This window comes from Microbacterium sp. C448 (genome assembly GCF_000582705.2).
Lineage (GTDB): Bacteria > Actinomycetota > Actinomycetes > Actinomycetales > Microbacteriaceae > Microbacterium > Microbacterium lacus_A.
This window is the reverse complement of sequence record NZ_HG779708.1, coordinates 1-26,108: the sequence shown is the minus strand read 5'-3', so window position 1 is coordinate 26,108 and position 26,108 is coordinate 1. Positions and strand designations below refer to the sequence as shown.

At 68.3% G+C, this 26,108-nt stretch carries 26 protein-coding genes; 18 read left to right on the top strand and 8 right to left on the bottom strand.

The window, feature by feature from the left end:
* The first annotated feature begins 119 nt into the window (after positions 1-119).
* The gene (locus MIC448_RS10740; protein WP_036299390.1) at positions 120-1,379 is read left to right on the top strand and encodes an FAD-binding protein; all 1,260 of its coding nucleotides are present in this window, start codon (positions 120-122) and stop codon (positions 1,377-1,379) included.
* 23 nt (positions 1,380-1,402) lie between these two features.
* Here MIC448_RS10740 and MIC448_RS10735 read toward each other — a convergent pair whose 3' ends face one another.
* From MIC448_RS10735 to MIC448_RS10720, 4 genes are all read right to left on the bottom strand, one after another.
* The gene (locus MIC448_RS10735; protein ID WP_036299365.1) at positions 1,403-1,621 is read right to left on the bottom strand and encodes a hypothetical protein; all 219 of its coding nucleotides are present in this window, start codon (positions 1,619-1,621) and stop codon (positions 1,403-1,405) included.
* 23 nt (positions 1,622-1,644) lie between these two features.
* Complete coding sequence (locus tag MIC448_RS10730; protein WP_051513609.1) at positions 1,645-2,598, bottom strand: DNA-3-methyladenine glycosylase; 954 nt, start codon at positions 2,596-2,598, stop codon at positions 1,645-1,647.
* A 51-nt stretch (positions 2,599-2,649) separates the two neighbouring features.
* Positions 2,650-3,366, bottom strand: coding sequence for a winged helix-turn-helix domain-containing protein (locus tag MIC448_RS10725; protein ID WP_036299382.1), 717 nt, complete (start codon positions 3,364-3,366; stop codon positions 2,650-2,652).
* Positions 3,367-3,721: 355 nt separating this feature from the next.
* Positions 3,722-4,702 (bottom strand): acetylxylan esterase, encoded by a 981-nt coding sequence (locus tag MIC448_RS10720; RefSeq protein ID WP_036299362.1) that lies wholly within the window; start codon positions 4,700-4,702, stop codon positions 3,722-3,724.
* Between the two features lie 213 nt (positions 4,703-4,915).
* On the opposite strand from MIC448_RS10720, the gene MIC448_RS10715 reads away from it, so the two are divergent.
* From MIC448_RS10715 to MIC448_RS10660, 12 genes are all read left to right on the top strand, one after another.
* Positions 4,916-5,944: a LacI family DNA-binding transcriptional regulator gene (locus MIC448_RS10715; RefSeq protein ID WP_036299360.1), complete on the top strand. Its 1,029-nt coding sequence runs from the start codon at positions 4,916-4,918 to the stop codon at positions 5,942-5,944.
* A gap of 122 nt (positions 5,945-6,066) precedes the next feature.
* Positions 6,067-7,380 (top strand): extracellular solute-binding protein, encoded by a 1,314-nt coding sequence (locus tag MIC448_RS10710; protein WP_036299357.1) that lies wholly within the window; start codon positions 6,067-6,069, stop codon positions 7,378-7,380.
* A gap of 96 nt (positions 7,381-7,476) precedes the next feature.
* Positions 7,477-8,454, top strand: a complete 978-nt coding sequence (locus MIC448_RS10705) for a carbohydrate ABC transporter permease (RefSeq protein WP_036299355.1) — start codon at positions 7,477-7,479, stop codon at positions 8,452-8,454.
* Positions 8,454-9,347: a carbohydrate ABC transporter permease gene (locus MIC448_RS10700; RefSeq protein ID WP_081766348.1), complete on the top strand. Its 894-nt coding sequence runs from the start codon at positions 8,454-8,456 to the stop codon at positions 9,345-9,347. The genes MIC448_RS10705 and MIC448_RS10700 overlap by 1 nt, the downstream gene beginning before the upstream one ends.
* Complete coding sequence (yicI, locus tag MIC448_RS10695) at positions 9,347-11,584, top strand: alpha-xylosidase (protein WP_036299353.1); 2,238 nt, start codon at positions 9,347-9,349, stop codon at positions 11,582-11,584. The genes MIC448_RS10700 and yicI overlap by 1 nt, the downstream gene beginning before the upstream one ends.
* Positions 11,581-13,026, top strand: a complete 1,446-nt coding sequence (locus tag MIC448_RS10690; RefSeq protein ID WP_051513607.1) for a glycoside hydrolase family 1 protein — start codon at positions 11,581-11,583, stop codon at positions 13,024-13,026. The genes yicI and MIC448_RS10690 overlap by 4 nt, the downstream gene beginning before the upstream one ends.
* A 63-nt stretch (positions 13,027-13,089) precedes the next feature.
* A complete protein-coding gene (locus MIC448_RS10685; protein WP_036299375.1) occupies positions 13,090-13,389 on the top strand; it encodes a GNAT family N-acetyltransferase in 300 nt (99 codons plus the stop codon).
* Between the two features lie 36 nt (positions 13,390-13,425).
* A complete protein-coding gene (locus tag MIC448_RS10680; RefSeq protein WP_036299347.1) occupies positions 13,426-13,848 on the top strand; it encodes a DUF1622 domain-containing protein in 423 nt (140 codons plus the stop codon).
* Positions 13,849-13,945: 97 nt separating this feature from the next.
* On the top strand, positions 13,946-14,179 hold the full coding sequence (locus tag MIC448_RS10675) for a hypothetical protein (RefSeq protein WP_036299344.1): 234 nt from the start codon (positions 13,946-13,948) through the stop codon (positions 14,177-14,179).
* Positions 14,176-14,469, top strand: coding sequence for a hypothetical protein (locus tag MIC448_RS10670; protein ID WP_051513606.1), 294 nt, complete (start codon positions 14,176-14,178; stop codon positions 14,467-14,469). Before MIC448_RS10675 ends, MIC448_RS10670 begins: the two co-directional genes overlap by 4 nt.
* A gap of 62 nt (positions 14,470-14,531) precedes the next feature.
* The gene (locus MIC448_RS10665; protein ID WP_036299342.1) at positions 14,532-15,716 is read left to right on the top strand and encodes an exonuclease SbcCD subunit D; all 1,185 of its coding nucleotides are present in this window, start codon (positions 14,532-14,534) and stop codon (positions 15,714-15,716) included.
* Positions 15,717-15,718: 2 nt separating this feature from the next.
* A complete protein-coding gene (locus MIC448_RS10660) occupies positions 15,719-18,736 on the top strand; it encodes an AAA family ATPase (RefSeq protein ID WP_051513604.1) in 3,018 nt (1,005 codons plus the stop codon).
* A 1-nt stretch (position 18,737) separates the two neighbouring features.
* Here MIC448_RS10660 and MIC448_RS10655 read toward each other — a convergent pair whose 3' ends face one another.
* Positions 18,738-19,691 carry an aldo/keto reductase gene (locus tag MIC448_RS10655; protein WP_036299337.1) on the bottom strand — a complete coding sequence of 318 codons (954 nt, stop codon included), beginning with the start codon at positions 19,689-19,691 and terminating at the stop codon, positions 18,738-18,740.
* Between the two features lie 73 nt (positions 19,692-19,764).
* Here MIC448_RS10655 and MIC448_RS10650 point away from each other — a divergent pair, with 73 nt between their 5' ends.
* Positions 19,765-19,947: a hypothetical protein gene (locus MIC448_RS10650; protein WP_036299335.1), complete on the top strand. Its 183-nt coding sequence runs from the start codon at positions 19,765-19,767 to the stop codon at positions 19,945-19,947.
* A 4-nt stretch (positions 19,948-19,951) separates the two neighbouring features.
* On the opposite strand, the gene MIC448_RS10645 is transcribed toward MIC448_RS10650, so the two are convergent.
* Entirely contained in the window at positions 19,952-20,509 is a 558-nt protein-coding gene (locus MIC448_RS10645) for a nucleosidase (RefSeq protein ID WP_036299370.1), read from the bottom strand.
* A 91-nt stretch (positions 20,510-20,600) separates the two neighbouring features.
* On the opposite strand from MIC448_RS10645, the gene add reads away from it, so the two are divergent.
* Positions 20,601-21,659 (top strand): adenosine deaminase, encoded by a 1,059-nt coding sequence (gene add / locus MIC448_RS10640; protein WP_036299332.1) that lies wholly within the window; start codon positions 20,601-20,603, stop codon positions 21,657-21,659.
* Between the two features lie 3 nt (positions 21,660-21,662).
* Positions 21,663-22,286: a nucleoside deaminase gene (locus tag MIC448_RS10635; protein ID WP_144238034.1), complete on the top strand. Its 624-nt coding sequence runs from the start codon at positions 21,663-21,665 to the stop codon at positions 22,284-22,286.
* Between the two features lie 7 nt (positions 22,287-22,293).
* On the opposite strand, the gene MIC448_RS10630 is transcribed toward MIC448_RS10635, so the two are convergent.
* Positions 22,294-22,950: a response regulator transcription factor gene (locus MIC448_RS10630; RefSeq protein WP_036299329.1), complete on the bottom strand. Its 657-nt coding sequence runs from the start codon at positions 22,948-22,950 to the stop codon at positions 22,294-22,296.
* Entirely contained in the window at positions 22,950-24,476 is a 1,527-nt protein-coding gene (locus MIC448_RS10625; RefSeq protein ID WP_036299327.1) for a HAMP domain-containing sensor histidine kinase, read from the bottom strand. The genes MIC448_RS10630 and MIC448_RS10625 overlap by 1 nt, the downstream gene beginning before the upstream one ends.
* Positions 24,477-24,565: 89 nt before the next feature.
* On the opposite strand from MIC448_RS10625, the gene MIC448_RS10620 reads away from it, so the two are divergent.
* Together MIC448_RS10620 and MIC448_RS10615 are read left to right on the top strand one after the other, a co-directional pair.
* Entirely contained in the window at positions 24,566-25,699 is a 1,134-nt protein-coding gene (locus MIC448_RS10620; RefSeq protein WP_036299324.1) for a phosphotransferase, read from the top strand.
* 102 nt (positions 25,700-25,801) lie between these two features.
* A partial coding sequence (locus MIC448_RS10615) for a hypothetical protein (protein ID WP_036299322.1) occupies positions 25,802-26,108 on the top strand: 307 nt, incomplete at its 3' end.

The window sequence follows — 26,108 nt, the reverse complement described above, 5'->3', positions numbered from 1 at the left end:
ATGTACGGGTTGAGGCGGGTCATAACGGTGCTCCTGTCGTGACGCGATTTCCGCGTTTGCGCGGCTCGCTCAGTGTCTTCCGTGCCTCCGACATCCGCAAGAGCCCCGACAATGGGGGGATGCCTCAGCAGAATTGGTCGGGAAACATCCGCTTCCGCGCGCGTGCCCTCGAGTCACCGACGGATCTCGATCAGCTCCGCCGGATCGTGACCGACAACGAACGCGTCCGAGCCCTCGGGTCGCGACATTCGTTCAACGACATCGCCGACACGAATGGCGTTCTGATCGATCTCACCCGCCTGGATGCGCCGTTCGAGATCGACGTGAAATCCCGCTCCGCGTGGGTGCCCGCCGCGGCTCGATACGCCGAGATCGCCTCGGCGGTCGAGGATCACGGGCTGGCGCTCCGCAACATGGGGTCCCTGCCGCACATCTCGATCGGCGGGGCGATCGCGACCGGGACGCACGGATCGGGCGATGGCAACAGAATCCTCGGCGCATCCGTCACCGGCCTGGAGATCGTCCGCGCAGACGGGCGCTTCGAGGTCCTCGAGAGTGAGGATCCGCGCTTCGCCGGTTCGATCGTCGGGCTGGGTGCGCTCGGTATCACCACGCGCGTGCGCCTGGACCTCGTGCCCTCCTTCGATGTGCGGCAGGACATCTTCCTGAACGCTCCATGGGATGAGGTACTCACCGGGTTCGATGCCGTGATGGGGTCGGGTTACAGCGTGAGCCTCTTCATCGCCGACTGGGGGACGGACGTCGTCGATCAAGTCTGGATCAAGTCGGTGGTCGGCACGACCAGCGCCGAGCCGGTGCTTCCCGCCGGGGTGACGGCCGAGCGGGCGACCCGCCAGATCGGCCCCATCGCATCCGGTCCCACCGACTCCGTCACGCCGCAGCTGGGTGAACCCGGGCGCTGGCTCGACCGGCTGCCCCACTTTCGGCGGGACGCGCCACCGAGCAACGCGGGCGACGAACTGCAGTCCGAGTTCTTTGTGGCGCGCGAGGATGCTCCTGCGGCGCTCGCCGTGCTGCGAACACTGGCCGCGAGCATCTCGCCGGTGCTTCTCGTGTCCGAGATTCGAAGCATCGCCGCGGACGATCTCTGGCTCAGCGGAGCCTACGGCCGCGACACGATCGCGCTGCACTTCACCTGGCGGAACGATCCGGACGGCGTGGCGGCACTGCTGCCGACCATCGAGACCGCGCTCGCACCCTTCGACGCACGCCCGCACTGGGGAAAGCTCTCGGCCACGGGCGGCGGCGCATCCGTCGATCGCTATCCGCGCGGGGGAGACTTCCGTGAGCTCGTCCCGGCAGAAGACCCCGAGGGGCGGTTTACGAACGAGTACCTGCGGCGCGCGCTCGATTCTTGAGCGGCGTGGGGCGGACGCTCGCGTCAGAGCTGGATGCCGTGGTTTTCGTCGTTCACGCCGGCGTTCCGCCCGCGCCACGACTCGTACGCGATGAGCCAGCCCAGGGACACCGCGATGCCGATGACGAGTCCCAGCCAGACGTTCGAGAGGCCGAAGCCCACGAGGGCTCCCGCAATGAGCAGACCGATGGTTCCGAGCAGCCACTGCACACGGCCGCGCGGCCAACGCTTCTGTCCTGACATGCCCCCAGCCTAGGGGAGGCGCGTCAGCGTGCCCGGTGATCTTCGGGGTGCAGGCGTGGTCCTCGGCGCTCTTCGCGGGCGCCGCTCATGCGGATCAGCCGGATGGCTCGCTGACGCTGCCCCGCCCACGGCTCGAGCAGTTCGAGCATGCCGTTATCGTCCACGCGGTGACCCGTCAGCGCATAGCCGACCTCGTGGGCCAGGTGGTAGTCGCCGACGCTCACCGCATCTGGATCCCCGAAGGCCCGGATGCGGGTCTCGGCCGCCGTCCACAGGCCCACGCCGCGCACGCTCGTGAGCACACGGTCGCGGTCGGGGCCGTCGCCGGCACGCTCCGCCGCTGCCACGAGTGAGCCGCCGACTCGAGCGGCGCCGACGATAGTCCGCGCCTGCGGTGGTTCGAGACCCGCCCGGTGCCAGGACCAGGAGGGGATGCTCCGCCACCCTTCGATCCTCGGCGGGGCGTACAGGGGCACCGGTGTCGGTCCCGGGGCGAGCTCGCCGTGCCAGCGCACCAGCCGGCGCCACGCCGCGAACGCCTGCATCCCGGTCACCTTCTGCTCGATGATCGCGCCGGCGAGCGCGTCGAAGACTAGATCCGTGCGGCCGAGTCGCAGCCCGATGCTGCGGCGGTGGGTGTCGCGGAGGAGGGGATGGTCACGGGGGTCGAAGGCGTCGGGGTCGTCGGACGCGCCGCACAGGTCGGGAACCTGAGCCAGCGCCCAGCCGGCTCCGTCACCCCACGCTGCAGCGCGAACAGCGCCCGAGGAATCCTGCCGTAGCGCAACCGTCGCCGTGCCCTCGGGGGTTCGGCTCGCACGCCAGATCACGGGACCGTCCTGCAGGATCGTCGGATCGCCGCCCCCGCGTCGCTGGAACATGACGACCTGCGCCAGATTGAGCGGGTGCGCGGGGCGATAGACGGTCTCGATCGGCCGATCGAAGACGCGTCCCGTTGCGCTCAGACTCAACGTCATCGCCCCACCATACGGCGCCCGTCCGACACCGGGGGCCCAAGGCGGATCGGCTCAGAACCGGTCGGGCGAGGGCGTGCCGTGGCCGTAGCGGATCGAGACATCCGCGTGCCGGTCGAACCGGTAGCCGACGCCGCGGACCGTCCGCACGATGTCTTCGTAGCGTCCGAGCTTGGCGCGCAGTCGCCGGACGTGCACATCGATCGTGCGCTCGCCGGGGGCATCGTCGTCGGCGGCCGACCAGAGCGACGACACCAACTCGGTGCGCTCGATCGTGCGTCCCTCGCGGAGCACGAGGTACTGCAACAGCTCGAACTCCTTGTAGGTGAACGCCGCGGATTCGCCGTCGAGCAGCACCTTCTTGCGCGAGATGTCGACGACGACGCCGACGGATGCCGCTTCGGTCTCGTCCGAGTCGCGGCGGCTGCGTGCGACCGCGGACGGCTCGTGCAGTGCCAGGCGCACAAGATCGACGTCGCGTCCCCCGGCGTCTGTCGGCGCAAGCGCGACCGTTGCGTAGGTCTCGGCGTCGGGGGCCAGGTCGGCGAGGGTGCGGCGGAGGGCTTCGACGAGGGTGCCGAGGCTGACACCCGCCGCGGCGGCCTTCTGCTCATCGAGACCGACGTACAGGGCGAAGCCGCGCGGTGCGCTGCGCGGAGCGGCCGCGCGAACCGGTTGCGCAGCGGGGGTGCTCGGTGCGGGAAGGGATTCGACCGGCCGCAGATGTGCGGGTCGAGCGAGGGGAGCTTCGAGAAGGGCGGTGTTCGACATGATGAGGTCTTCTTCCGGGAGGGAACCCTGCGGGTTCTCCGAGGTACGGCGATGTGTCGGCCGGTGGCCGGGTGAGGGGTGTCCGAAATCCCCGACTTCTGCGGGGGTGGCACCCGGGGCCGTCGCGGCCGCATCGGCGGCGGCGTGAGGGCCCGGCTGGGTCACGAGATCAGCGACACATTCGACAACACAGGGCAACGCGACCGGCGCTCATCGTGCCGGCACTCCGGTTCGCCTCCCAGGCGGACACAGGGCGTGCGTTGTCACTCATGCCGCCGATTATCTCCGAGATCCCCGGGATGTGTCAAACTGCGCGGGCATCCCGGCATTCTCGGTGGCCGGTTTCGCATTCTGCTCAGTCGGCGCCGAAGCGCTCCGCCAGCCAGGAGACCTGTCGCAGCCACTGGTGGTGACCGCCTCCCTCGTGACCGTTGTACTCGTACACTTCGATGTTTTTGTCTGCCGATGACACCGCGTTGTAGGCGGCGAAAACGCTCGCCGGGAGGACGATCTCGTCCATGAGGGCCACTGAGAACAGCGCCGGCGCGGTGATCCGCCGCGCGAGGATCGCGCCGTCGAAGTGGGAGAGCGTGTGCAGGGCCGTCGCGGCGGCGGCGCGGTTCACCGACAGGTAGCGGGTGATTTCGGTAAACGGGTCGTGGGGTGTGCGGGTGATCGAGCGCGGGAAGTCGCAGAGGAAAGGTACGTCGGGCATGACGGCGGCGACCAGAGGCGAGAGAGCAGCCGCCGCGATAGCGGTACCCCCTCCCTGGCTACCGCCGGTCACGGCGATGCGGTCCCGGTCGATTCCACGCAGCTCCGCGACAGTTTCAACGAGTCGCACGGCGTCGGTGAACATGCGCCGGTAGTAGTACTGCGATGGGTCGTGGATGCCTCGGGTCATGACCCCCTGCGCTGCTGGTCCGGACCCGTGCGGGTCGGGAGTGTCCCCGCCCGATCCCCAGTTGCCGCCCTGACCGCGGGTGTCCATGAGGACGTGCACATAACCGCAGGCGGCCCACTTCAGGTGTTCACCCGGTAGACCCCGACCGCCCCCGTAACCGAGGTACTCGATCACAACCGGGCGGGGCTCGCTCGATCGCGGGCGTGAGATCCATGCGCGGATGGGGTCTCCGGCGAAACCCGAGAACTCCAGGTCTTCGATCACGATCTCAGAGATCGGGGTGCGCGCCGGCGCGATGACCGGATCGGATGCGGCGGCCCGCGCCTCATCGAGCGTTTCGCTCCAGAAGGCATCGAGTCCGGTGGGCTCGGCGAGTTTCGGGGAGTAGACCCGTAGCTCGTCCAGGGGTAGGTCGGTGAACGTGAGCGCCATCGATTCCTCGTTCGGTGCAAGGGAGAAGTGTCCACAACCCTAGGGGAGCGTCGATGCGTTCACCGCTCGATAAGTTGTGTCAAACGCCAAAAGGTCTTGCTTTTGTTCGAGGGTGCGGCATAGAGTGCCTGTCGAAGCGCTTCCGCGAAACGCTTCGACATTCCGATCCGCTCTCAATCCTCAGTTCGACAACACTCAGACAACGGAGTCCGCATGGCGAAGATCAGCGAGGTGGCCAAGGCCGCCGGCGTCTCGATCAGCACCGTGTCGTATGCGCTGAGCGGGAAGCGCCCCGTCTCACCCGACACGCGTCGGCGCATCGAGGACGTCGCTCGCGAGCTCGGCTACGAGCCGAACGCGGGAGCTCGCATGCTCGCGGGTAGCCGCACGCATATCTTCGCCCTGACCGAGCCGTTGCGCGTCGACACCCACGCGCCGACCCACATGGCGTTCGTGCTCGCGACCGCCGTCGCCGCGCGCAGGCAGGGCTACGACATCCTGCTGCTGACCGACGAGCAGGCGTCCGCGGGCATGCGGAGGGTCGCGGCGAGCGACCTGGCGGACGCGGTTCTGGTGCTCGATGTGGCTCCTGATGACGAGCGAGTGGCGATCGCGCGCTCGATCGCGATCCCCACGATCTTCATCGGGATCCCGAACGACCATGAGGGCCTGGTCTGCGTCGACCTCGACTTCGAGGCCGCAGCGCGCATGGCTGTGGATCGCGTGGCGGACGCCGGGCACAGGCGTGTCGCGATGATCGGGCAGCCCGCGGTCGCGTATCGACGATCCAACTTCCCCCCTCGCGTCCGCACCGCGTACGAGGCGCGAGCGCAGACACGAGGCCTGGCGCACTCATTCGGCGCGAGTGGCGAGCTTCAGATGGAAGCCCATGCCGTCCGGGCAGAACTCACCGCGGCGCTGGAGCAGGGCGCGACCGCGCTTCTCCTGCACGGAGCGGACGACATGCACGTCGTCGTTCTGGCCGAGCTTGCCGCCCGCGGACTCGAGGTCGGCCGTGACATCTCGGTGCTCTCGGTTGCCGCCTCGTTCGACATGGCACTGCTGCCGGTAGCGCTCGACACGATCCCGCTCATCCCGCAGGCGTCGTGTGAACGGGCGGTCGAATTGGCTGTGCAGGCACTGGGGCCCGACCGGCTGCAACCGGCGGTTCACCTCATCGATCCCCTCTACGTGGCTGCGGGCACCGTCCTCGCCCCCGCCGCACTCGCCGAACGGGCGTGAGCGTGAAGAACACGCACACGACCATGTCATCAATCGAAGCGCTTCGACGAATACCCGCACACGCAGCGTGTGCGGTTCACCGATCCCGACCAATGCGGGTCACCAAGAAAGGAGTGCCGACGATGGCACAACACAGCACCAGAAAGAAGAACACGCGGCTCATCGCCGCCGTCGGCGCGATCGCCGTCGGCGCGCTCGCCCTCAGCTCCTGCTCGGGCGGATCCGGGGGAGGCGAGGACGACAACACCCTCACCCTCTGGCACTACGAAGGAGCCAACAGCGCGATGGGCATCGCATGGGCCGAGGCGATCGAGGTCTTCGAGGAGGAGACCGGCGCGACGGTCGAATTCGAGGAGCGGAGCTTCGAGCAGATCCGCTCGACCGCGAGCCAGGTGCTGAACTCCGACGAGGCCCCCGACCTCATGGAGTTCAACAAGGGCAACGCCACGGCAGGATTCCTTGCCAGCCAGGGTCTGATCAGTGACATCAGCGAAGCCGTCGAAGAGTACGGCTGGGACGACATGCTGGCCCCCGCCCTCCAGACCACGGCGCGCTACACCGAAGACGGCGTCATGGGCTCCGGCGAGTGGTACGGCATTCCCAACTACGGCGAGTTCGTCACCGTGTACTACAACAAGGACGCCTTCGCCGCTGCGGGGCTGGAGGTACCGACGACCTACGACGAATTCATCGAGGTGCTCGACGCGTTCCAGGCGCAGGGCATCACGCCGCTCGCCGAGGCAGGCCTGGAGTACCCCCTGGGTCAGCTCTGGTACCAGCTCGCACTGAGCCAGGCGGACCGCCAGTGGGTCAACGACTACCAGCTGTACGAGAACCCCGTCGACTGGACAGGGGATGAGATCACGTACGCCACCGAGACCGTCAAGGAGTACGCCGACAAGGGCTACTTCTCGCCCGACGTCACGGGCATCAAGGCCGAGGATGCGGGTGTGTCCTTCATCAACGGTACGGCGCCTATCTTCGTCTCGGGCAGCTGGTGGTACGGCCGCTTCGTCGACGAGATCTCGACCTTCGACTTCGGCGTCTTCCCGTTCCCCGACAGCCAGCTGAGCCTGGGTTCGTCGGGCAACCTGTGGGTCGTTCCCGAGCGTGCGGCGAACAAGGAACTCGCGTACGAGTTCATCGACATCACGATGCGTCCCGAGATCCAGGCGCTCATCGGCAACAACGGCGGTCTGCCCGTCGCCGCCGATGTGGCCGACATCACCGACGAGAAGAGCCTCGAACTCATCGAGGCCTTCAACGCCGTCAACGAACTGGACGGCCTGTCGTTCTACCCGGACTGGCCCACCCCCACGTTCTACGACACCCTCGTCGCCGAACTGCAGGAGCTCGTCAACGGCACGAAGACGGCAGCTGAAGTCCAGGAGGCGCTCGGCGCCGAGTACGACTCGTACGTCGACGACTTCCGTTGATGCACCGGTGGTGGCTCGCCCGTGTGCGAGCCACCACCGACCGCGCTGCTCCGGCAGCATCCTTCTGTTCGCACGAACCTCCCGAGGAGCCCGGCGATGACCGCTGTCCCGTTCGTCCGCACGCCGCGGACAAAAACGAAACTCCCACCCGAGGAGCCGCTGATCCCCCAGCGTCGGGGCGGCACGGCCGGGTACTGGCTGTATCTCGTTCCGGGCCTCGTGCTGGTGACGGTCATCATCGTCGTCCCGCTCGTCTGGAACGTGTACCTCAGCTTCACCGACTGGCGGGGCATCCGTCCGCCGGAATTCATAGGGCTTGCGAACTGGATCGAACTCGCGGGGGACGCGAAGTTCTGGACGTCATTCGGCAACAGCATCTGGATGATCATCGCGATGGTGATCTTCCCGACCATCATCGGGCTCGTGCTGGCGGCCCTGCTGTTCGACGTCATCGGCCGGAAGTTCGGTGGCCGCTTCGCGAGCTTCCTGCGCGCCACCTATTACCTGCCGCAGATCCTGCCCGCGGCGATCGCGGGCATCGTGATCGGTTGGATCCTCCGTCCGCAAGACGGAGCGCTCAACACCATCCTCGAAGACATCGGTCTCGGATTCCTCGCCCACAACTGGCTCGGCTCGCCCGACACTGCTCTCGCCAGCATCATGGTCGTGCTGGTCTGGATTCAGATCGGCTACCCGGTCGTCGTGTTCATGGCGGCTCTGCAGCGCGTGGACCCCGAGCTGTATGAGGCGGCGGAGCTCGACGGTGCGAACTGGTTCCAGCGGTTCCGTGCCATCACGGTCACGATCATCCGGCCCGAGATCTACGTCGTCACGCTCACGTGCACGATCGCGGCCTTGAAGGTGTTCGGGCCGGTGTACGTGCTGACCCGCGGTGGTCCCGGCGACTCCACGATCGTGCCCGCGTACTACGCATACAGCGAGTTCTTCCAGTCGCAGCAGGTCGGCTACGGCTCGACCATCGCCACGGCGCTGACGATCGTCATCGCGGTCGTATCGATCCTGTTCATCCGCGCGCAGAACGCCGCGGAGCGCAAAGAAAGGGCGGGACTGTAATGGCCGCCACAATGGCAATGACCACGGTGCGAGGCGGCAAGAAGGCCCCCGCGCCGCGCGGCGGAATGACCAAACGCCGGGGCGTCGACTGGCTCCTCGTCGCGTTCGCGGTCGTTGCGGCGATCCTGATCATCGCGCCCTTCTACCTGATCCTGATCAACTCGTTCAAGTCGCCCACCGACTACTCCAACGGCGGCCCCCTCGCGCTGCCGACGGGTCTCTACTTCAACGGCATCATCGCGTTCTGGGAGCGCGTGAACTTCCCCGAGAAGGTGTGGAACTCGTTCTTCATCTCGGGCACGGTCGCGGTACTCGCCGTGCTCATCTCGGTGCTCAATGCCTTCGCCATCGGAATCGGACGCGTGCGCGGGCGCTCGTGGATCGTGCTGCTGTTCCTGCTCGCCAACCTGCTGCCGCAAGAGGCGCTCCTGTACCCGCTGTACTACATGTTCCGCGAGGTCGGTCTGTACAACAACGTGTGGAGCGTGATCATCGTCTTCACGGTGATCCAGGCGGCGTTCGGCACGTACCTGCTCTCGGCGGTGTACGGCACGTTCCCGAAGGAGGTGCTCGAGGCGGCATCCATCGACGGCGCAAGCCGGTGGCAGATCCTCTGGCGCGTCATCTTCCCGATCAGTCGCCCGACCCTGTCGGTGCTCCTCATCTTCTTCTTCATCTGGACGTGGAACGAGTTCCTCATCCCGCTGACGTTCCTCGTCTCGAACGAGAACCAGACGGTGCCGGTCGCCATCAGCGTGCTGCAGGGCGACCGCCTGATGGATGTCACGACCACCAGTGCCTCGGCGCTGCTGGGCCTGATTCCGACCCTTCTCTTCTTCCTCATCTTTCAACGCACGCTCACCCGCGGCATCACAGCAGGAGCAGTCAAGTAATGAAGTTCACCGATGGGTTCTGGCAGCTACGACCCGGGGTCACGGCCCTGTATGCGCAAGAGGCCTATGACATCTGGCAGGTCACCGACACCGCGGACGGGGCCGGGTTGCAGATCACGGCGCCGACGGCGGTCATCGCCAAACGCGGCGACGTGCTCAACCGGGCCACGCTGACCGCGACGCTCTCGTCGCCGCTCGAGGGCGTCGTGCGGGTGCGGATCGCGCACCACGAGGGCGGTCGCCGCGAGGCGGGCTTCGAGTTGCCGGGTGCCGTCGCGGGCGGTGTGGGCGAAGCATCCGTCACCGAAACGGGCGGATCGTTGACGTCGGGCCCGCTCACCGCGCGGATCACGCAGGGCGCGCCGTGGTCGCTGTCGTTCGAAGAGGGTGGTCGCCGCCTGACCGGCAGCGGGCACAAGGCGCAGGGCTACGTGCAGCTCGCCCCCGATGCGCAGGTCGATTCGGGGATCGTCGGGAACGCCCGTGCCGCGCAGGCACGACCCGCGGCGAACACGTTCGTGCACGAGCAGCTCGACCTGGGCGTGGGCGAACTCATCTACGGCCTCGGCGAGCGGTTCGGTCCCCTGGTCAAGAACGGCCAGAGCGTCGAGATCTGGAACGCCGACGGCGGGACGTCGAGCGAGCAGGCGTACAAGAGCGTGCCGTTCTTCCTGTCCAGTCGCGGCTACGGTGTGCTGGTCAACGACCCCGGCCACGTGTCGTTCGAGATCGGGTCCGAGGCAGTCGAGCGCACGCAGTTCTCGGTCGCGGGCGAGACGCTCGAGTACTTCGTGATCGCGGGCCCGACGCCGAAGGATGTGCTCGAGCGGTACACCGGCCTGACCGGCCGGCCTCCGGTCGTGCCGGCGTGGTCGTACGGGCTCTGGCTGTCGACGAGCTTCACGACCGACTACGACGAGGCGACCGTCACGTCGTTCATCGATGAGATGGCGCGGCGCGAGCTGCCGATCTCGGTCTTCCACTTCGACTGCTTCTGGATGCGCGAGTTCAACTGGTGCGACTTCGAATGGGATCCCCGGGTGTTCCCGGATCCCGACGGGATGCTCGACCGGCTGCACGAACGCGACCTGCGGGTGTGCGTGTGGATCAACCCGTACATCGGGCAGCGCTCGCCGTTGTTCGCCGAGGCCGCGGCCGCGGGTTACCTCGTTCGCCGCGCGGACGGCTCGGTCTGGCAGTGGGACCTCTGGCAGGCCGGGATGGGCCTGGTCGACTTCACCAACCCCGACGCGACCGCCTGGTTCCAGGGCAAGTTGCGCGCCCTGGTCGACCAGGGTGTCGACTGCTTCAAGACCGACTTCGGCGAGCGAATCCCCGTCGACGTGGTCTGGCACGACGGCGCCGACCCCGCGCGCATGCACAACCTCTACACGCACCTCTACAACAAGGCCGTTCACGACGTGCTGGTCGACGCCCGCGGCGCCGGCGACGCCGTGCTCTTCGCGCGCTCGGCGACGGCCGGTGGGCAGACCATGCCCGTGCACTGGGGCGGCGACTCGACCTCGACGTTCCCGTCGATGGCCGAGACACTCCGGGGAGGACTGTCGCTGGCCCTCAGCGGCTTCGCGCACTGGAGTCACGACATCGGCGGGTTCGAGGGGACACCGGATGCCTCGGTCTTCAAGCGGTGGACGGCGTTCGGCCTGCTCGGCAGCCACAGTCGCTTCCACGGGTCGCAGTCCTATCGTGTGCCGTGGATGTTCGACGACGAGGCCGTCGAGGTCACGCGCGTCTTCACCCGCCTGAAGATGCGTCTCATGCCGTACCTGTTCCAGGTCGGAATCGATGCGACGCGCACGGGCGCGCCGATCATGCGTCCCATGGTGCTCGAGTTTCCGGATGACCCGGGCGCCGCCTACCTCGACCGTCAGTACATGCTCGGGCGCGACATCCTGGTTGCCCCGGTGTTCACCGAGTCGGGTGAGGTCGACTTCTATCTGCCCGCGGGCACGTGGACGCATCTGCTGACCGGTGAAAAGGTCGAGGGTGGCGGTTGGCGGCGCGAGCGGCATGACTTCCTGAGCCTGCCGATCTATGTCCGTCCCGGCGCGGTTCTGCCCTGGGGTGCACGGGAGGATCGCCCCGACTACGACTATCTCGACGGACTGACGCTCCGCGTCTTCCCGGGTGGGACCGGTACCATCGAGGTAGCGGTCACAACGCCTGACGGGCGCAGAGAGACGTTTTCTGCGGACCGTGCGGAGGTGACCGAATGAGCATGCAGGGCAACAGCGACTACCGGGATGTTGGGCTCGTCTTCCCAGACGGCTTCACGTTCGGGTCGGCGACGGCGTCTTATCAGGTAGAGGGTGCATTCGACGAGGACGGCCGCGGCCCCTCGATCTGGGACACCTTCAGCAAGACGCCCGGCAAGGTCTGGAACGGCGACACCGGTGACGTGGCCTGCGATCACTACCACCGTGTGGACTCCGACCTCGATCTGATGCAAGACCTGGGGCTCGGGGCGTACCGCTTCTCGATCGCCTGGCCCCGCGTCCAGCCCACCGGCACGGGTGCGCCGAACCAGGCGGGGATCGACTTCTACTCGCGCCTGGTCGACGGGCTGCTGGAGCGAGACATCCGTCCCGTCGCGACGCTCTACCACTGGGATCTGCCGCAGCCGCTCGAGGATGCGGGTGGGTGGCCGGTGCGGGCGACGGCGGACGCGTTCGAGCGCTACGCCGAGATCATGGGTGCGGCCCTCGGCGACCGCGTGCACACCTGGACGACTCTCAACGAGCCGTGGTGCTCGGCCTACCTCGGGTACGGGCAGGGCGGTCACGCGCCGGGACGCCACGAACCCTCGGCGGCCCTCGCGGCGGTGCACCACCTGAACCTCGCCCACGGACGTGCCGTGCAGGCACTCCGCGCGACGTCTACGGGCGATCCGGATTACTCGGTCACCCTCAATTTCCACGTGCTCCGGGGTCTCGAGAACAGTCGCGGGGAGGGCGCCGCCGACGCTATGCGCCGGATCGATGCCCTCGCCAATCGGGCTTTTACCGGTCCCATGCTCCGCGGGGAATACCCTGAAGATCTGCTCGAAGACACGGCATCCGTGACCGACTGGGCGTTCGTGCAGGACGGCGATCTCGAGCAGATCAACCAGCCGATCGACGTGCTCGGGGTGAACTACTACTCCACCGCCACCGTGCGTCTGTGGGATGGCGAGTCGCCCAAGCAGCAAAACGATGGTCACAAGGGCGCCGAGGGCGGAACGGCCTGGCCGGGCAGCCACGACATCGTTGAGTTCGTTGAGCAGCCCGGGCCGTACACGACCATGGGCTGGAACATCGCGCCCGAGGGTCTGGAAGAGCTGCTGCTGTCGCTCCGCGAGCAGTTCCCCGAGCAGGCACTCATGGTCACCGAGAACGGGGCCGCCTTCGACGACGTGGTCGCCGAAGACGGCTCGGTGCCGGACGCCGAGCGCCTGGACTACCTGCGCCGTCACTTCACCGCGGCACACCGGGCGATGCAGGCGGGGGTGGACCTGCGTGGCTACTTCGTGTGGTCGCTGATGGACAATTTCGAGTGGGGCTACGGCTACGCCAAGCGGTTCGGGATCGTCCGCGTCGATTTCGACACGCTCGAGCGCACCGTCAAGGACAGCGGGCTCTGGTACCGCGAGCTCGCGCGCACCGGAGTCCTTCCTGCCTAGACGCATCCGGGCACTCAGCGTGCGCCCAGCCTCGACCGCTCGCGGCGGGCGTACGCTGTGCCGGTGACTTCGCTGACTTTCACCCACGAACCGGATGCCTCGCGGTACACGTTGCACGACGGGCCCAACCTCGTAAGCGCCCTCGACTACCGCGACGACGGACGCACCGTCGCACTCACCCGTGCGTACACGGTCCCCACCTTCCGCGGCCACGGCTATGCCGGTGAGATCGTCGACCGTGCCGTGACAGAACTCGAGCGGGCCGGGGATCGTAAAGTCCTGCCGGTGTGCTGGTACGTGGCGGAGTGGTTCGAGGCGCACCCGGAGCGTGCGGGAATCCTCGCCGAGCGCACCCGCGCTTAGCGGTTCGAGCGCTCGGCCCACCCCTATGCTGGCCGGGTGGATACGGAGCAGGCCTTCATCACCGTCGCGGTCGTCTTCGAGGCGGCCGGCGCCCTCGCGATGATCATCGGCGCGGTCATCGCGATCGTGCTCGGCGTTCGCACGCTCGCCCGCGGCGACGGTGGCACGTCGGCCTTCACGACGCTCCGCACGACCTTCGGCGGGGCCATCCTGCTGGGCCTCGAGGTTCTCGTCGCGGCGGACTTGCTACGCACGATCACGTCCAAGCCCTCGCTCGAGGACGCCGTGATCCTCGGCGTCATCGTGCTCATCCGAACCATTCTGTCGATCTCGATCCAGATCGAGATCGAGGGTGTGCTGCCGTGGCGGCGCGCGCTGCTCACGAGTGGCGCGGGGGTCGTTGCGGGCGAGGTGGCGCGGGATCGAAGGGCGAGCGCCGCCCGAACGCCGCGAGATTGACGTAGTCCCGCCCCCGAGGCGCGTCAAGCCCCTTGGCTCGGGCGCGGATCCGGGTCATGGTTGTCTCGACCACCCGGCTCGATCAAGAGGAGACCCGATGAGCTCGTCACGCGAGGAACTACCCGAGGGCGTCATCGACGCCGATCCGACGGGCGGGTGGCAGAGCGGCGACACCGCTAAGAAGGACTCTGGCGTGCCGGTCGCACCCGACGCTCCGATCGAGGGTTCCGAGCCCGGCCAGGTGGCCGATCCGGATCTGAGTGATGATCTGAGTAACGGGACGACGGACGAAGCCGTCGACAACGATGGCGATGACAGGAGCGACTCATGACCTCGGGAGAATCCGCGCACGACAACACCCCCACGGAGAAGGCCACGGCCGAGCGCGACGCCGCCCACGACTCGCCGATCGTCCGGACGGGCGACGTTGTGCAGACCGAGCCCGCTATGGACATGAATGACACGTCCACGTCCGAGAAGGTCGAGGGCATCGTTGCCCAGACGCGTGCCGATCATGCCGTCGACGGGCAGGACCGCATCGTCGAGGTCCTGAAGCAGCGCCTCGATCAGGCGGGCATCGAAATGTCGGACGACGAGATCGTCCAGCTCGCGAAGGACTGACTCTCGGCGAACCGCGGCCGCGGATCCGGGCCGATGTCGGTGCACCCGCATACCGTGGGAGCATGCGCATCCTGCACACCTCCGACTGGCACATCGGGCGCTCATTCCACGGGCACTCGACACTCGCCGCGCTCGCGGTGGTGCTGGACGAACTCGTGTCGCAGGTCGCCGAGCGCGACGTCGATCTCGTCGTGGTGGCCGGCGACGTCTTCGACTCCGCAACGCCCGCCGCGGGCTGCTATCCGCTGCTGACCGACACCCTCGCCGCGATCCGCGCCGCGGGCGCAGAGGTTGTTGTCACGAGCGGCAACCACGACAGCGCCGCTCGGCTCGGCTTCCAGGCGCCGTTCGCCGCGGCAGCGGGCATCCACATCCTCACACGTCCCGATCGTGTGGGCGTTCCGGTGACCTTGCACGACGAGCACGGGCCCGTGCACGTCTACGGCATCCCGTTTCTCGAGCCGTCACTCGTCCGCCATGTCTGGCCGGACGTGACGCTGCGGACGCAAGAGCAGACGATGGGGCATGCGATGGGGCTCGTGAACCACGATCGGGTCGAGCGCGGGGGCCGCTCGATCGCGATCGCGCATTGCTTCGCCGCGAACGTCGAGGCGACACCGGGGGTCGAGCGTGAGATTCGGCAGGGCACGCTCGATGTCGTCCCCCTGTCGACCTTCGACGGCCCCGACTACGTCGCGCTCGGTCACATCCACGGACGCAACGAGCTCTCCGAGCGGGTGCGGTACGCGGGTGCTCCGCTGCACTACTCCTTCGGCGAGCAGCACAAGCCACGCGGTTCGTGGCTCATCGACCTGGATGCGGAGGGCCTGGCGGCGGTCGAGTGGGTGCCGCTCACGGTTCCCCGACGCCTCGTCACGATCACCGGGACGCTCGACGAACTGCTGACCGATGCCCGCTTCGATGCCGAGGCCGACGCCTGGGTGTGCGCGCAGTACACCGACACGACGCCGCAGCGCGACCCGATGCGGCGGCTGCTCGCGCGTTTCCCGCACTGCGCGACCGTGCAGCATGTCCCGGCTACGGTGCCGGAGTCGAGCGAGCGCTCGTACTCGGCGCGGGTGCGCGAGGCGCGGGACGACGGCGAGTTGATCTCGGCCTTCCTCGCGCACGTGCGGCAGGGCCAGGCCGCCGATCAGGCCGAGGCCGAGATCCTGGCCGAGGTGATCGTGGAGGGCGCCGACGAGCGCATTCTCGCCGAGCGCACGGAAGGCGGCGTGCTCGCGTGAGGATGCATCGGCTCGAGATCGAGGGTTTCGGGCCGTTCCTGCGCCCCCAGACCGTCGACTTCGACGCATTCGCCGACGACGGGATCTTCGTCATCTCGGGCCGCACGGGCGCGGGCAAGTCCAGCATCCTCGACGCGATCTGCTTCGCGCTGTATGGGTCGGTCCCGCGTTACGACACGGGCGAAAAGCGCCTGCGGAGCGACCACAGCGGCCCCGACGATGCGACGATCGTCGCCCTGGAATTCAGCGCGGGTGGCGAACGCTGGCGGGTGGAGCGTTCACCGGAGTACGACCGTGCCAAGCGCAACGGAACGGGAACGACGACAGCGCCGCCGCAGGCGAGATTGTTCGTCTGGGCGAACGGCGGGTGGGAGGGCCGCGCGGCGCGTCCCCGCGACGTGGGCGAAGCGCTGCACGAGATCCTTCCGCTCACGCAGGAGCAGTTCCTCCAGGTCATCCTCCTGGCACAGAACCGCTTCGCGCGGTTTCTGCTCGCGACGCACGGCGAGCGGCAGGCTCTCCTACGCACTCTCTTCGGTACGCGCCGCTTCGAGGAGTACGAGCACGCACTCGAGCAGCGCCGCAAGGACTCCGAGGCGCGCGTCGCCCGCGACGGCGGCACCCTCGCCCACCGCCTCGACGATGCCGAGCGACTGATCGCGGATCACGACCTCCGGGGTGAGCTCGGGGGAGAGGATGCCGAGGGTGGGGCACCCGCGAATACCGCCGCGCGGATCGATGCGGTGCGCCAGGCGGCGCAGCGTGCGGCGTATCGCGCCGAGACCGCCGCCCTCGCACAAGACGCCGCTCGTGCCGCGCGGGATGCCGCCGAGTTGGCCCTCGCGGATGTTCTCGCTCGACGGGACATGCAGGAGCGCCGCGACCGTGCGCGCCACAGCGTCGCGGCTCTCGAGGCGGATATGGCCCGCATCCAGAGCGTGCGCGACGAGCGCGACACCGCGACGCGCGCCGAGCTGGCGCGTGAGGGTATCCGGGCGCTGGATCTGACCCGTGCCGAAGCCGCGCGTGCGCACGACGCGCGCGAAGTCGCTCTTGCGCAGTGGCGGGCCCTGGCTGGCACGGTCGGTACCGACCGCACGCCGCCAGGGACCACCGAGCTTGCTGCGCGTATCGATGAGGCCAAGCACGCCGTCGGCGGATGGCGGCTCCTGCTCGCGCGCGAAGAGAGGATCGCCGAGCGCCGCGCCGAGCTCTCGCAGGGCCGAACCGATCTCGCAGCCCTGCAGGCTGCCGTGGACGCCAGCCGTACGGAGCGTGACGTCGTTGTCGCGCGTCGCGATCAGGTCGACGCCCGACTCATGCAACTCGCGCCCAGCGTCGGGGGCAGAGCCGCCGCCGAATCTCGCCTCGCAGACCTCGATGCCCGCTCGGCGGCCGCCGCGGACGCCGAGCGCCTCGAGAACGAAGCCGCAACGACCGAGCGGAAGGCGCTGACGGCCGATCGGGCGCTTGCTGAGGCATCCGTCGCCCTGGCAGACCTTCGTGAGCGCCGCCTGCGCGGGCACGCGGGCGAACTCGCCGCCGAACTCGTGCCGGGCGAGCCGTGCGCCGTATGCGGGGGCGTGGACCACCCCGCGCCAGCCCCACGCGGGGAGGATCCCGTGAGCGCCGACGACATCGAGTCGGCCGAGGCGCGGGTCGTCATCGCCGTCTCGGAGCAGCGTGAGGCATCCGACGCACTGGCGACCGTCCGGCAGGCGGCGGCGCGAGCGCGGGGGCGAGCGGGGGATCGATCGGCCGAACAGCTCGCCGCCGAGCGGGCTGAGGCTGCGCAGGCGCTCGTCATCGCCACGGAGGCCGAGCTCGAGGTGACCACGCTCCGCGCGGAACGCGAGGACTGCACGACGACCCTCGAAGCGCTCGACGCGGCGCTCACGGAAGCAGCGCCGCGCATCGAGTCCCTGGATCGGTCTCTCGTCGTCCTCGATGCGGGCATCGCGTCGGACGACGAGGCTCTGACGGAAGCACGGGGCGGCTTCGCGTCCGTCGCGGAGCGGATCGCGGACGCGGAGAGCATCGCCGAAGCTGCGGAGCGACTGCGCGATGCCATCACGACGGCCGAGCGCTGCACGAGCGCCGAGTCCGCCGCGCGGGCGCGAGTCGAGGTCGATCTCGCCACAGCCGGTTTCGAGTCCGCAGATACCGCCGTCGCGGCGCTCCGGGACGCGGCCGCTCGAGCCCGCCTCGACGAGACCATCCGCGAGCACGAGACAGCGCTGTCCGCGGCCAAGTCGGTTCTCCTCGACCTCGAGTTGCAGATGCTGCCCGAGGAACCGATCGATGCCCGCGCCGCCGAAACCGCGCGCCAGGACACCCGAGAGGCCTGGACCGCCGCGGTACAGAAGACCCTCGCGGCCGATCAGATCCGCGACCGCCTGTGGGAACTCGCCCGGCAGGCCGAGGCGGCCCAGTCGGGTATCGCCGCGGCCCTCGCCGAACACGAGACGATCGAAAGGCTCGCCCACACGGTGGCGGGCAAGGCGCCCAATACGCACCGGATGAAGCTCGAGACCTTCGTGCTGGCGGCCGAACTCGAAGAGATCGTGCAGGCGGCGAACCTGCGTCTTCACGACATGTCGGATGGTCGCTACCGTCTGCTGCACACGGATTCCCTCGCCGCGCGCGGGGCCGCCTCCGGCCTCGGCCTCGACGTGCTGGACGCCTACACGGGGCGCCCGCGCCCGCCGCACTCGCTCTCCGGCGGAGAGACCTTCCTCGCCTCTCTCGCGCTGGCGCTCGGCCTCGCCGAGGTCGTGACCGGACGCGCCGGGGGAATCGAGCTCGACACACTGTTCATCGATGAGGGCTTCGGCTCACTCGACGCCGAAACCCTCGACACGGCCATGCGGACGCTCGACGAACTACGACAGGGCGGCCGGACGGTCGGAGTCATCAGCCACGTCGAGGCGATGAAGGATCAGATCCCCGCGCAGCTGCTCGTCGCCGTCGCAGAAGACGGCTCGAGCGAGGTCGCTGCCCACGCCATCATGCCCGTCTGATTCAGGCGGGCGACCAGGTCGAGACGCGGCCCAGCTCGTCGAGCTCAGCAGCGGACAGCTCCAGCGTGCCGGCGGCGAGCAGGTCGGCGACCTGGTCCGCCCGGGAGGCACTCGCGATCGGCGCAGCGACCGTCGGTTGGGCGCGCAGCCACGCGAGCGCGGTCGTGGCGATCGATGCACCGTGCGCGGCGCCGATCGACTCGAGCGCATCGACGATCGCCAGGCCCTCCGGTGTGGCGTACTTCGCGGCACCCTTCGCCCGCGGCGAGGTGTCCGCCGCATCCGGAACATCGGCCGAACGGTACTTGCCCGTCAGGAAGCCGCTCGCCAGCGCGTAATAGGGCACGAGGCCCAGGCCGAACTCTTCCGCGACCGGGACGATGCTCTCTTCCACGGTATTGCGGTGCACGAGGTTGTAGTGCGGCTGCACGGCCACCGGGAGGGCAGAGCTCGCGGCGCTCGCGTAGCCGACCCACTCGCGGATGCGGTCGGCTGAGTAGTTCGAAACCGCGGTGTGACGAACCAGCCCGTCCGTCACGAGGTCGCCGAAAGCGGCCACGGTCTCTTCGAGGGGCACGGTCTCGTCGTCGTAGTGCGCGTAGTACAGGTCGATCGTGTCCACCCCGAGGCGCTTCAGCGACGCCTCGGCAGCGGCGCGGACGTTCTTCGGCGCGAGCCCGCGGAAGTCGGGGTGCTGGCTGACCTTCGTCGCGATGATGACGTTCGCCGGGCGCCTGGCGGCGAGCCATTCACCGATGATGCGCTCGCTGTCGCCACCCGTGTTTCCCGGAACCCACGCGCTGTACGAATCGGCGGTGTCGATGAAGTTGCCGCCTCCGCCGTGGAACGCGTCGAGGATGCGGAAGGATTCGTCCCGATCCGCCGTCCACCCGAAGACATTGGCGCCGAGGCAGAGGGGGAAGACATCGAGATCACTGCGGCCGATACGGGTCATGCTGCTCCTTGCTCGAGAGATCGGCGACCCGGATGCTGCGCGGGAGCGCCGTCGATCAGCCTAGGCTGGAGGAATGAAGACCGGCACCCTGTGGACAGTCATCGGCGTCATCGTCGCCATCATCATCGCGTGGGTGCTCGTGAACGTCTTGTTCTCGGTGCTCGCGTTCGTCTTCAAGCTGCTGGCAGTTGCGGTCGTCGCCCTCATCGTGTTCGTCATCCTGAGGATGGTGTTCGCACGATCGTCGGACGACTGACCCCCTACAGCTGGTAGTCGGCGCGGAAGCTCTGCCAGAGCGCCGCGCTGCAGGTTGCGACGACCTCGTCCCACAGCTGCGTCGCGCCGTCCTGCGCACGGTCCGATACGGCCTTGATGATGCGCAGCGGCACACCGAACTCACCGGCCACATACGCGTAGGCGTAGGCCTCCATGTCGACCAGCACGGCGTCGAGGTCGCGGATCCGGACGACCGCATCCGCGTCGTCGACGAAGATGTCGCCTGTGGCGATCGCATGACCGTCGTTCGGCAGGTCGATGCGCGCGGGCAGTGAGACGTGCTGCCCGACGATGCCGTCCAGGTCGCTCACATCGTGCTGAAGGACGGTGCCGACCTCATGGACGGCCGCCTCGAGCTCGGGATCGAGCGCGCCAGCGGTGCCGACCACCACGATCTCGCTGTACTCGCGTGCGGAGAGGGCGCGGGTGAGGGCAACGGCCGCCTTCAACTTGCCGGGTCCGGTGACGAGACGGTCGAAACCGTCGATCTGAGCGGGGAATGCCACGAGTTCGGCGTCCAGCGCCGCGACGAGAAGTCTCACGGTCACCCATTCTGTCCCGTTACGGCCGCGAAACACGCATCGGGCAAGCTGAACGGGTGCCGTCGCCCGACCGGCGCCCCCGAGGAGCCACGTGCTGAGCTACGCCGACTATCTGCAGCTGTTGCCGAAGACCGAGCTGCACTGTCACTTCACGTCCACGATGACCGCCGAGCTGTTCGTCGCGCTCGCCGGCAAACACGGCGTCGAGCTGCCCACAAGCGATCCGGCCCATCTCTTCGCGTATGCCGACCTGCGCGAGTTCTTGGTGGGTTTCGAGCTCGCCCACGACGTGCTGCGCGACCCCGAAGACATCGAGGCGGTCGCACTCGAGGGTGTTCGCGTCGGCGTCGAGGCGGGGCTCCGCTACCGCGAGTACTACGTCAATCCGCAGTACTTCATCGCGCGAGGCATGTCCTACGCGGATGTCATCGATCCCCTCATCTCGGGGCTCTCGGCCGCGGAGGCCCAGTACGGGGTCGGGTTTCGCATCGTCGTCGCGGTCAATCGTGCGGAGAGCGGTGCCGAAGCCATCCGTCTCGTTGAACTCATGGCCGAGAACCCGCGACCGAGCGTCGTCGGACTCGGGATGGATGATCTGACGCCCGAGGGGCTCGAGGCGCCCGAACGGTTCGCCGAGGCGTTCGCGCTCGCCCGGAGCGCAGGCCTCCGTCTCACCGCGCACGTGGGCGAGACCGACCGGTCCGAGGCGCACTCCGTGCGTTTCGCGATGCACGACCTCGGTGTCGACCGCATCGACCACGGCTACCGTGTGCTCGATGATCCCGACCTCGTCGCGGAGGCGCGGGAGCGTCGCCTGCCGTTCTGCGCAACGCCGGTATCGACGACGATCTGCTCCGACTGGCAGCTCACGCCCGATCACCGCATCGCTCGGATGATCGAGGCCGGGCTCGCCGTCAACGTCTCGACGGACGACGCCATGTTCTTCCGCACCGACATCGGACGCGAGTTTCGCGAAGCCCTGCCAGCCCTCGGGGTCGACGCGGCGACCGCGCGTCGGATCGCGTTCAACGGCATCGACGCCGCGTTCTGCGACGATGATCAGAAGGCGCGTCTGCGCTCACAATTCACGGCCGAGTTCACGGCCCTCGACGCCCTATTTCAGCGCGACGCGCTGCTCCCGGAGGACTGACGCATGGACATGGCCTATTTCGCGACCGGATACTCGGTGAACCTGCCCGATTGGATCGGGGAAGAACTCCACGGCGTTCCCGACATCATTCCCGACCGGGCGGAGCGGATGGCTCTCGTGCACCGTCTCGCCGATCGCAACTGGCGTGAGGGCAACGGCGGCCCGTTCGCCGCGCTCGTGGCCGAGTCCGACACCGGGCGCATCGTGTCGGTCGGGGTCAACGTCGTGCTCGGCAGCGGCATCTCGTCCGCACACGCCGAGGTCACTGCGCTCGGCACGGCGCAGGCCCGCGTCGGATCGTGGGATCTCGGGGCCGAGGGGCTCTCGCCCCACGAACTCGTCGTCAACTGGCGCCCCTGCGTGCAGTGCTACGGAGCCACGATGTGGTCCGGCGTGCGCACGCTCATCGTTGCGGGCTCGGGTCCCGAGCTCGAAGAGATCAGCACCTTCGACGAGGGGCCGATGGTCGCGGACTGGGCCGAGCAGTTCGAGGCGCGCGGCATCGAGGTCGTGCAGGACGTGCTGCGCGACGAGGCGCTGGCGGTCTTCCGCGCCTATCGCGCCGCGGTCGACAGCGGTCGCGTCGTGGTCTACAACGCACGCTCGGGGGATGACGCCGCGGAGTGAGGCGCGCCTAGATGAGGCGGTAGCCGGCGCCGCGCACGGTTTCGATGCGGTGCGAGCCGAGCTTCTGGCGAAGGTATCCGACGTAGACATCGGCGACGTTCGATCCGGGGTCGAAGTCGTAGCCCCACACTCGGCTGAGGAGTTGTTCACGGCTGAGCACCTGACCGGCGTTCCGGATCAGCTCCTCCGCGAGGGCGAACTCGCGGGCGGACAGTTCGACCGCCCGTCCGTCGACGAGTGCGCGACGGGTCCGGATGTCGAGGGTGAGACCTTTGTGCGTCATCTCCGACACGACGGCCGGCTCATCCGTCCGCATCCGCAGCCTGATGCGCGCGAGTAGCTCGTCGAACCGGAATGGTTTGCCGAGGTAGTCGTCGGCACCGCCCTCGAGGCCAGCGATCGTGTCGTGCAGCTCGACGCGAGCGGTGAGCATGATCACGGGCAGGCGGGATCCCGATCCGCGCAGCTGTTCGAGGACCTCGAACCCGTCCATCCCGGGCAGGTTGACGTCCAGCACGAGCAGATCGAACTCACCCGTGAGGGCCAAGCTCAGCGCCGAGGGTCCGGTCTTGGCGACGCTCGTCGCGAATCCGGCCGCGCGCAGTCCCTTGTCGATGAATCCCGAGATGCGCGCCTCGTCGTCGGCGATCAGAATCGACGGCATCAGGTGGCCTTCTCGGATTCGAAGGGGAACGGCAGGGGTGGTACCGGCGGACGTGGAGGCACGTCCGAGGGGGCCAGACTCTGTTCTACCGGACGCCGCAGGGGAACCGAAACCACGAACAGCGCGCCACCGCCCTCGGCCTCTTCGACTCGCGCCGAGCCACCATGGGCGCGGGCGATGACCTGCACGATGTTCAGGCCCAGGCCGCTGCCGGTGGAGGCATCCCGCCCCTCTTCTCCGCGGTAGAAACGCTCGAAGACTTTCTCGCGTTCGGTGAGCGGAACGCCCGGCCCGTGATCACGCACGGTGAACTCCAAATTCGGTCCGGCCAGCGAGCTGCCGATCTCGACCGACCCGTCGCCGTGTGTGACGGCGTTCTGCGCCAACTGCAGCAGGGCCTGCGTAATGCGGTCGGAATCGAGTGCCGCGACGATGTCGACGTGCGAACCTGCTCGCACGGTCGCGCCCGCTATGCCCTCGGCTTTGCGCACCACCTGACGTGTCAGGTCGGCGACGTCAACCGGGCGCGGCGAGATCGGCGAGGCGCCGTGCAACGAGGCCGAGCGGGCGAGGTCTTGCACGAGTTGGCCCATCCGGTCGAGCTCGTCCACGGCCAGAGCCTGCGTCTCGCGCACATCCTCTGGATCGGTGGGGTCCATCACCTCGACGTACCCGCGGACGATCGTGATGGGGGTCTTCAGCTCGTGCCCGATATCGTGCAGCAGGCGGCGCTGCGAGTCCACCGCGTCGTCCAGGCGATCGAGCATCGCGTTCATCGTCGCGGCGAGCTCGGATACATCGTCCCGGCCCTGGATCGGAAGCCGCTCCGAGAGCGAGTTGGCCGACACGCGGTCTGCCGTCTCACGCATCTGGCGGAGGGGGCGCAGGAGCCGCGTTGCGACGAGCCACGCGACTCCTGCGATGACGACGAGCGCGATTGCGCCGGTGAGCAGATACACCTGCGCGGCGACGTTGATCTCGGCGAGTTCGGCCTCGACGTCGTACGCCATCGTGAAGAGTGCGGTCTCGGGCGCCGGGGAATCCGGCACCGTGATCGGAGCTGCGAGGTAGCGCCACACACGGTCGCCGGCCACGTAGGTGCCGATTACGGGTTGGCCATCCGCGCTTTGCTCGGTGACTTCGGCGACGAAGCCGGGGGCGGCGCTCAGGTCCACGTCGAGCGCCACACCGGGCGCGAGAGCGGGCTGACCCTCGATGACGCCCAAGGCGCCGGTGTTGTCGTCCGGACTCATCCGCTGCACGACGGTTGTGAGTGCTTCGGTCGACGAGGCCCACGTGCCCGTCTCCGGATTCCCCTGCGAGACGAGGTAGCGGGCCGAGTCGAGGTTCGCCGCGAGCCGATCGTCGATCTGCGCGATGATGCGTGCGCGCTCGACCATATACACGGCCGCACCCACCGAGATGAGGCCGAGCGCGGAGACGATCGTGATGACCGCGATGATGCGCGTGCGGACAGAAAAGACGGTTCGCTTCCGGCTTTTTTCTGCTGATTCCGACGCGCTCATATTCTTAGTATGTCGGCGGGCGAGAGGCGGCCGGACTGCCTAAGGAACGTCTCACGAAGCACCTTAGACGCGGGTGCTGAGATGGATGGATGACTCGAAGCGATCCCGCCGCCGCTGAATCGGCGCTCCTGTGCGATGCGTTAGAAGTGGTGCCCGAACGCGTGAGCTTCATCCGCCGCGAGCCGCTCGGGCCGGGTTCGGTTGCCGCGTTCGCCGTGTCCGGTGAGCCGGTCGAGGGTGACTACTTCGTCGACACCTCGGGTCTGGACGTCGCTGTCGAGACCGGGATGGCGCTGCCGGGTGTCGCGCGCATCTGGATCCATCCGGCCGATCCCCATCTTCCTGCCCTGGCGCCGACGGCCTACGGCGGCGCCGCGGGGGTCCTGCTCTCTCGCATCGGACACGAGGCGACGGACGCGCCCGCGATGGTCGCCTACCGTCCCGGTCGACGGGCGGTGCTCACTGTTCCCACGCGAGAGGGCGTGGTGTGGCTGAAGGTCGTCCGCCCGTCGCGGGTTGAGCCGATCGTCGAGTCCCACGCGTTGCTCGCAGCATCCGGCATCCCCGTCCCGGCGATCCTGGCGTGGTCGCCCGAGGGTCTGATCGCGCTCGCCTCGGCCGAGGGGGCCCCGGCGACGGAGGTCGCGTGGCATCCCGAAGCGCTGCTCGATGTGGCCGAAGAGGTGCAGAGCAGGTTTGCTCAGGTGCCCCTTCGGCGCACGGCGCGTACGGGGCTGGAGGATCGTCTGCCCTGGTACACCGCCAAGCTCGAGGCCGTCGCGGCTCGGCCGGATGGGGTGCGTCTCGTCTCCGAGCAGACGGCTGCCGCGCTCGATGTCGGCCAGGGTGAAGTCGAGCCGATCCACGGTGATCTCCACCTCGGTCAGCTCTTCCTCACGGGTGAGGGGCCGGAGGTGAGCCTTGCCGGCATCATCGACGTCGACACCGCGGGTCGCGGATTCGCCGCCGACGACAGTGCCGCGTTCCTCAGCCACGCCATCGCGAGCGCCATCCTGACGGAAAACGGGGGCGATGCCCCGCGTGCGTGGGCGCTCGCCGACGGCGCTCTCGTGCGGTGGGGTGACCGACCCGGCGTCCGCGGGCGGGCGGCCGTACACCTGCTCGGTCACGCGCTCGCCGCCGCCGAGGGTGGCGAATTACTGCGGAGCGAGCGGCTGCTGGGCCGTGCTCATGATCTCGTAAGCGAATCGAAGAATACCTAAGACCGCCCTCATGTCCGGCTTCGAGGGCCCTTAGCGGGGCTTGCCAATCTGGAGCTATCGAACAGAGCCCGTCCCCCCGGGTCACAGACGAAGGAGAGAAACATGGACACCAAGAAGAAGTGGATCACATTCGGCGCAATCGGCGTTGTGGGGCTCGGCATCCTCGCCGGAGGAGCTGCGGCCACCGCCGCGAGCATGGATTTGCGTTCCACGGACGGCACCGTTCTTCCCGGTGGCGCGATCACTGGCCGTGAGTCCGGCGTGCTCGATCGCTCGGGTGTGCAGATGAACGTGACGGACACCTCGGTATCGGTCGTCTCGGTCGCCTCCGTCGTGACGCCGCCCTCGGTCCCGTCGCCCGCCAGCGTCGCCTCCCCGATCACCCCGCCCCCGGCTCCCGCCCCGGCAC

What these genes read in the sequence shown, in the direction of transcription:
- MIC448_RS10720 (WP_036299362.1), bottom strand. Translation starts at nt 4,702, where the DNA reads ATGGCGCTCACGTTCACCGACCTACCCCTGGACGAGCTACGGGTCTAC.
- MIC448_RS10725 (WP_036299382.1), bottom strand. Translation starts at nt 3,366, where the DNA reads ATGTCGAACACCGCCCTTCTCGAAGCTCCCCTCGCTCGACCCGCACAT.
- MIC448_RS10735 (WP_036299365.1), bottom strand. Translation starts at nt 1,621, where the DNA reads ATGTCAGGACAGAAGCGTTGGCCGCGCGGCCGTGTGCAGTGGCTGCTC.
- MIC448_RS10730 (WP_051513609.1), bottom strand. Translation starts at nt 2,598, where the DNA reads ATGACGTTGAGTCTGAGCGCAACGGGACGCGTCTTCGATCGGCCGATC.
- MIC448_RS10700 (WP_081766348.1), top strand. Translation starts at nt 8,454, where the DNA reads ATGGCCGCCACAATGGCAATGACCACGGTGCGAGGCGGCAAGAAGGCC.
- MIC448_RS10690 (WP_051513607.1), top strand. Translation starts at nt 11,581, where the DNA reads ATGAGCATGCAGGGCAACAGCGACTACCGGGATGTTGGGCTCGTCTTC.
- MIC448_RS10740 (WP_036299390.1), top strand. Translation starts at nt 120, where the DNA reads ATGCCTCAGCAGAATTGGTCGGGAAACATCCGCTTCCGCGCGCGTGCC.
- MIC448_RS10655 (WP_036299337.1), bottom strand. Translation starts at nt 19,691, where the DNA reads ATGACCCGTATCGGCCGCAGTGATCTCGATGTCTTCCCCCTCTGCCTC.
- MIC448_RS10650 (WP_036299335.1), top strand. Translation starts at nt 19,765, where the DNA reads ATGAAGACCGGCACCCTGTGGACAGTCATCGGCGTCATCGTCGCCATC.
- MIC448_RS10660 (WP_051513604.1), top strand. Translation starts at nt 15,719, where the DNA reads ATGCATCGGCTCGAGATCGAGGGTTTCGGGCCGTTCCTGCGCCCCCAG.
- MIC448_RS10710 (WP_036299357.1), top strand. Translation starts at nt 6,067, where the DNA reads ATGGCACAACACAGCACCAGAAAGAAGAACACGCGGCTCATCGCCGCC.
- MIC448_RS10670 (WP_051513606.1), top strand. Translation starts at nt 14,176, where the DNA reads ATGACCTCGGGAGAATCCGCGCACGACAACACCCCCACGGAGAAGGCC.
- MIC448_RS10630 (WP_036299329.1), bottom strand. Translation starts at nt 22,950, where the DNA reads ATGCCGTCGATTCTGATCGCCGACGACGAGGCGCGCATCTCGGGATTC.
- MIC448_RS10665 (WP_036299342.1), top strand. Translation starts at nt 14,532, where the DNA reads ATGCGCATCCTGCACACCTCCGACTGGCACATCGGGCGCTCATTCCAC.
- MIC448_RS10675 (WP_036299344.1), top strand. Translation starts at nt 13,946, where the DNA reads ATGAGCTCGTCACGCGAGGAACTACCCGAGGGCGTCATCGACGCCGAT.
- MIC448_RS10625 (WP_036299327.1), bottom strand. Translation starts at nt 24,476, where the DNA reads ATGAGCGCGTCGGAATCAGCAGAAAAAAGCCGGAAGCGAACCGTCTTT.
- MIC448_RS10705 (WP_036299355.1), top strand. Translation starts at nt 7,477, where the DNA reads ATGACCGCTGTCCCGTTCGTCCGCACGCCGCGGACAAAAACGAAACTC.
- MIC448_RS10620 (WP_036299324.1), top strand. Translation starts at nt 24,566, where the DNA reads ATGACTCGAAGCGATCCCGCCGCCGCTGAATCGGCGCTCCTGTGCGAT.
- MIC448_RS10635 (WP_144238034.1), top strand. Translation starts at nt 21,663, where the DNA reads ATGGACATGGCCTATTTCGCGACCGGATACTCGGTGAACCTGCCCGAT.
- yicI (WP_036299353.1), top strand. Translation starts at nt 9,347, where the DNA reads ATGAAGTTCACCGATGGGTTCTGGCAGCTACGACCCGGGGTCACGGCC.
- MIC448_RS10715 (WP_036299360.1), top strand. Translation starts at nt 4,916, where the DNA reads ATGGCGAAGATCAGCGAGGTGGCCAAGGCCGCCGGCGTCTCGATCAGC.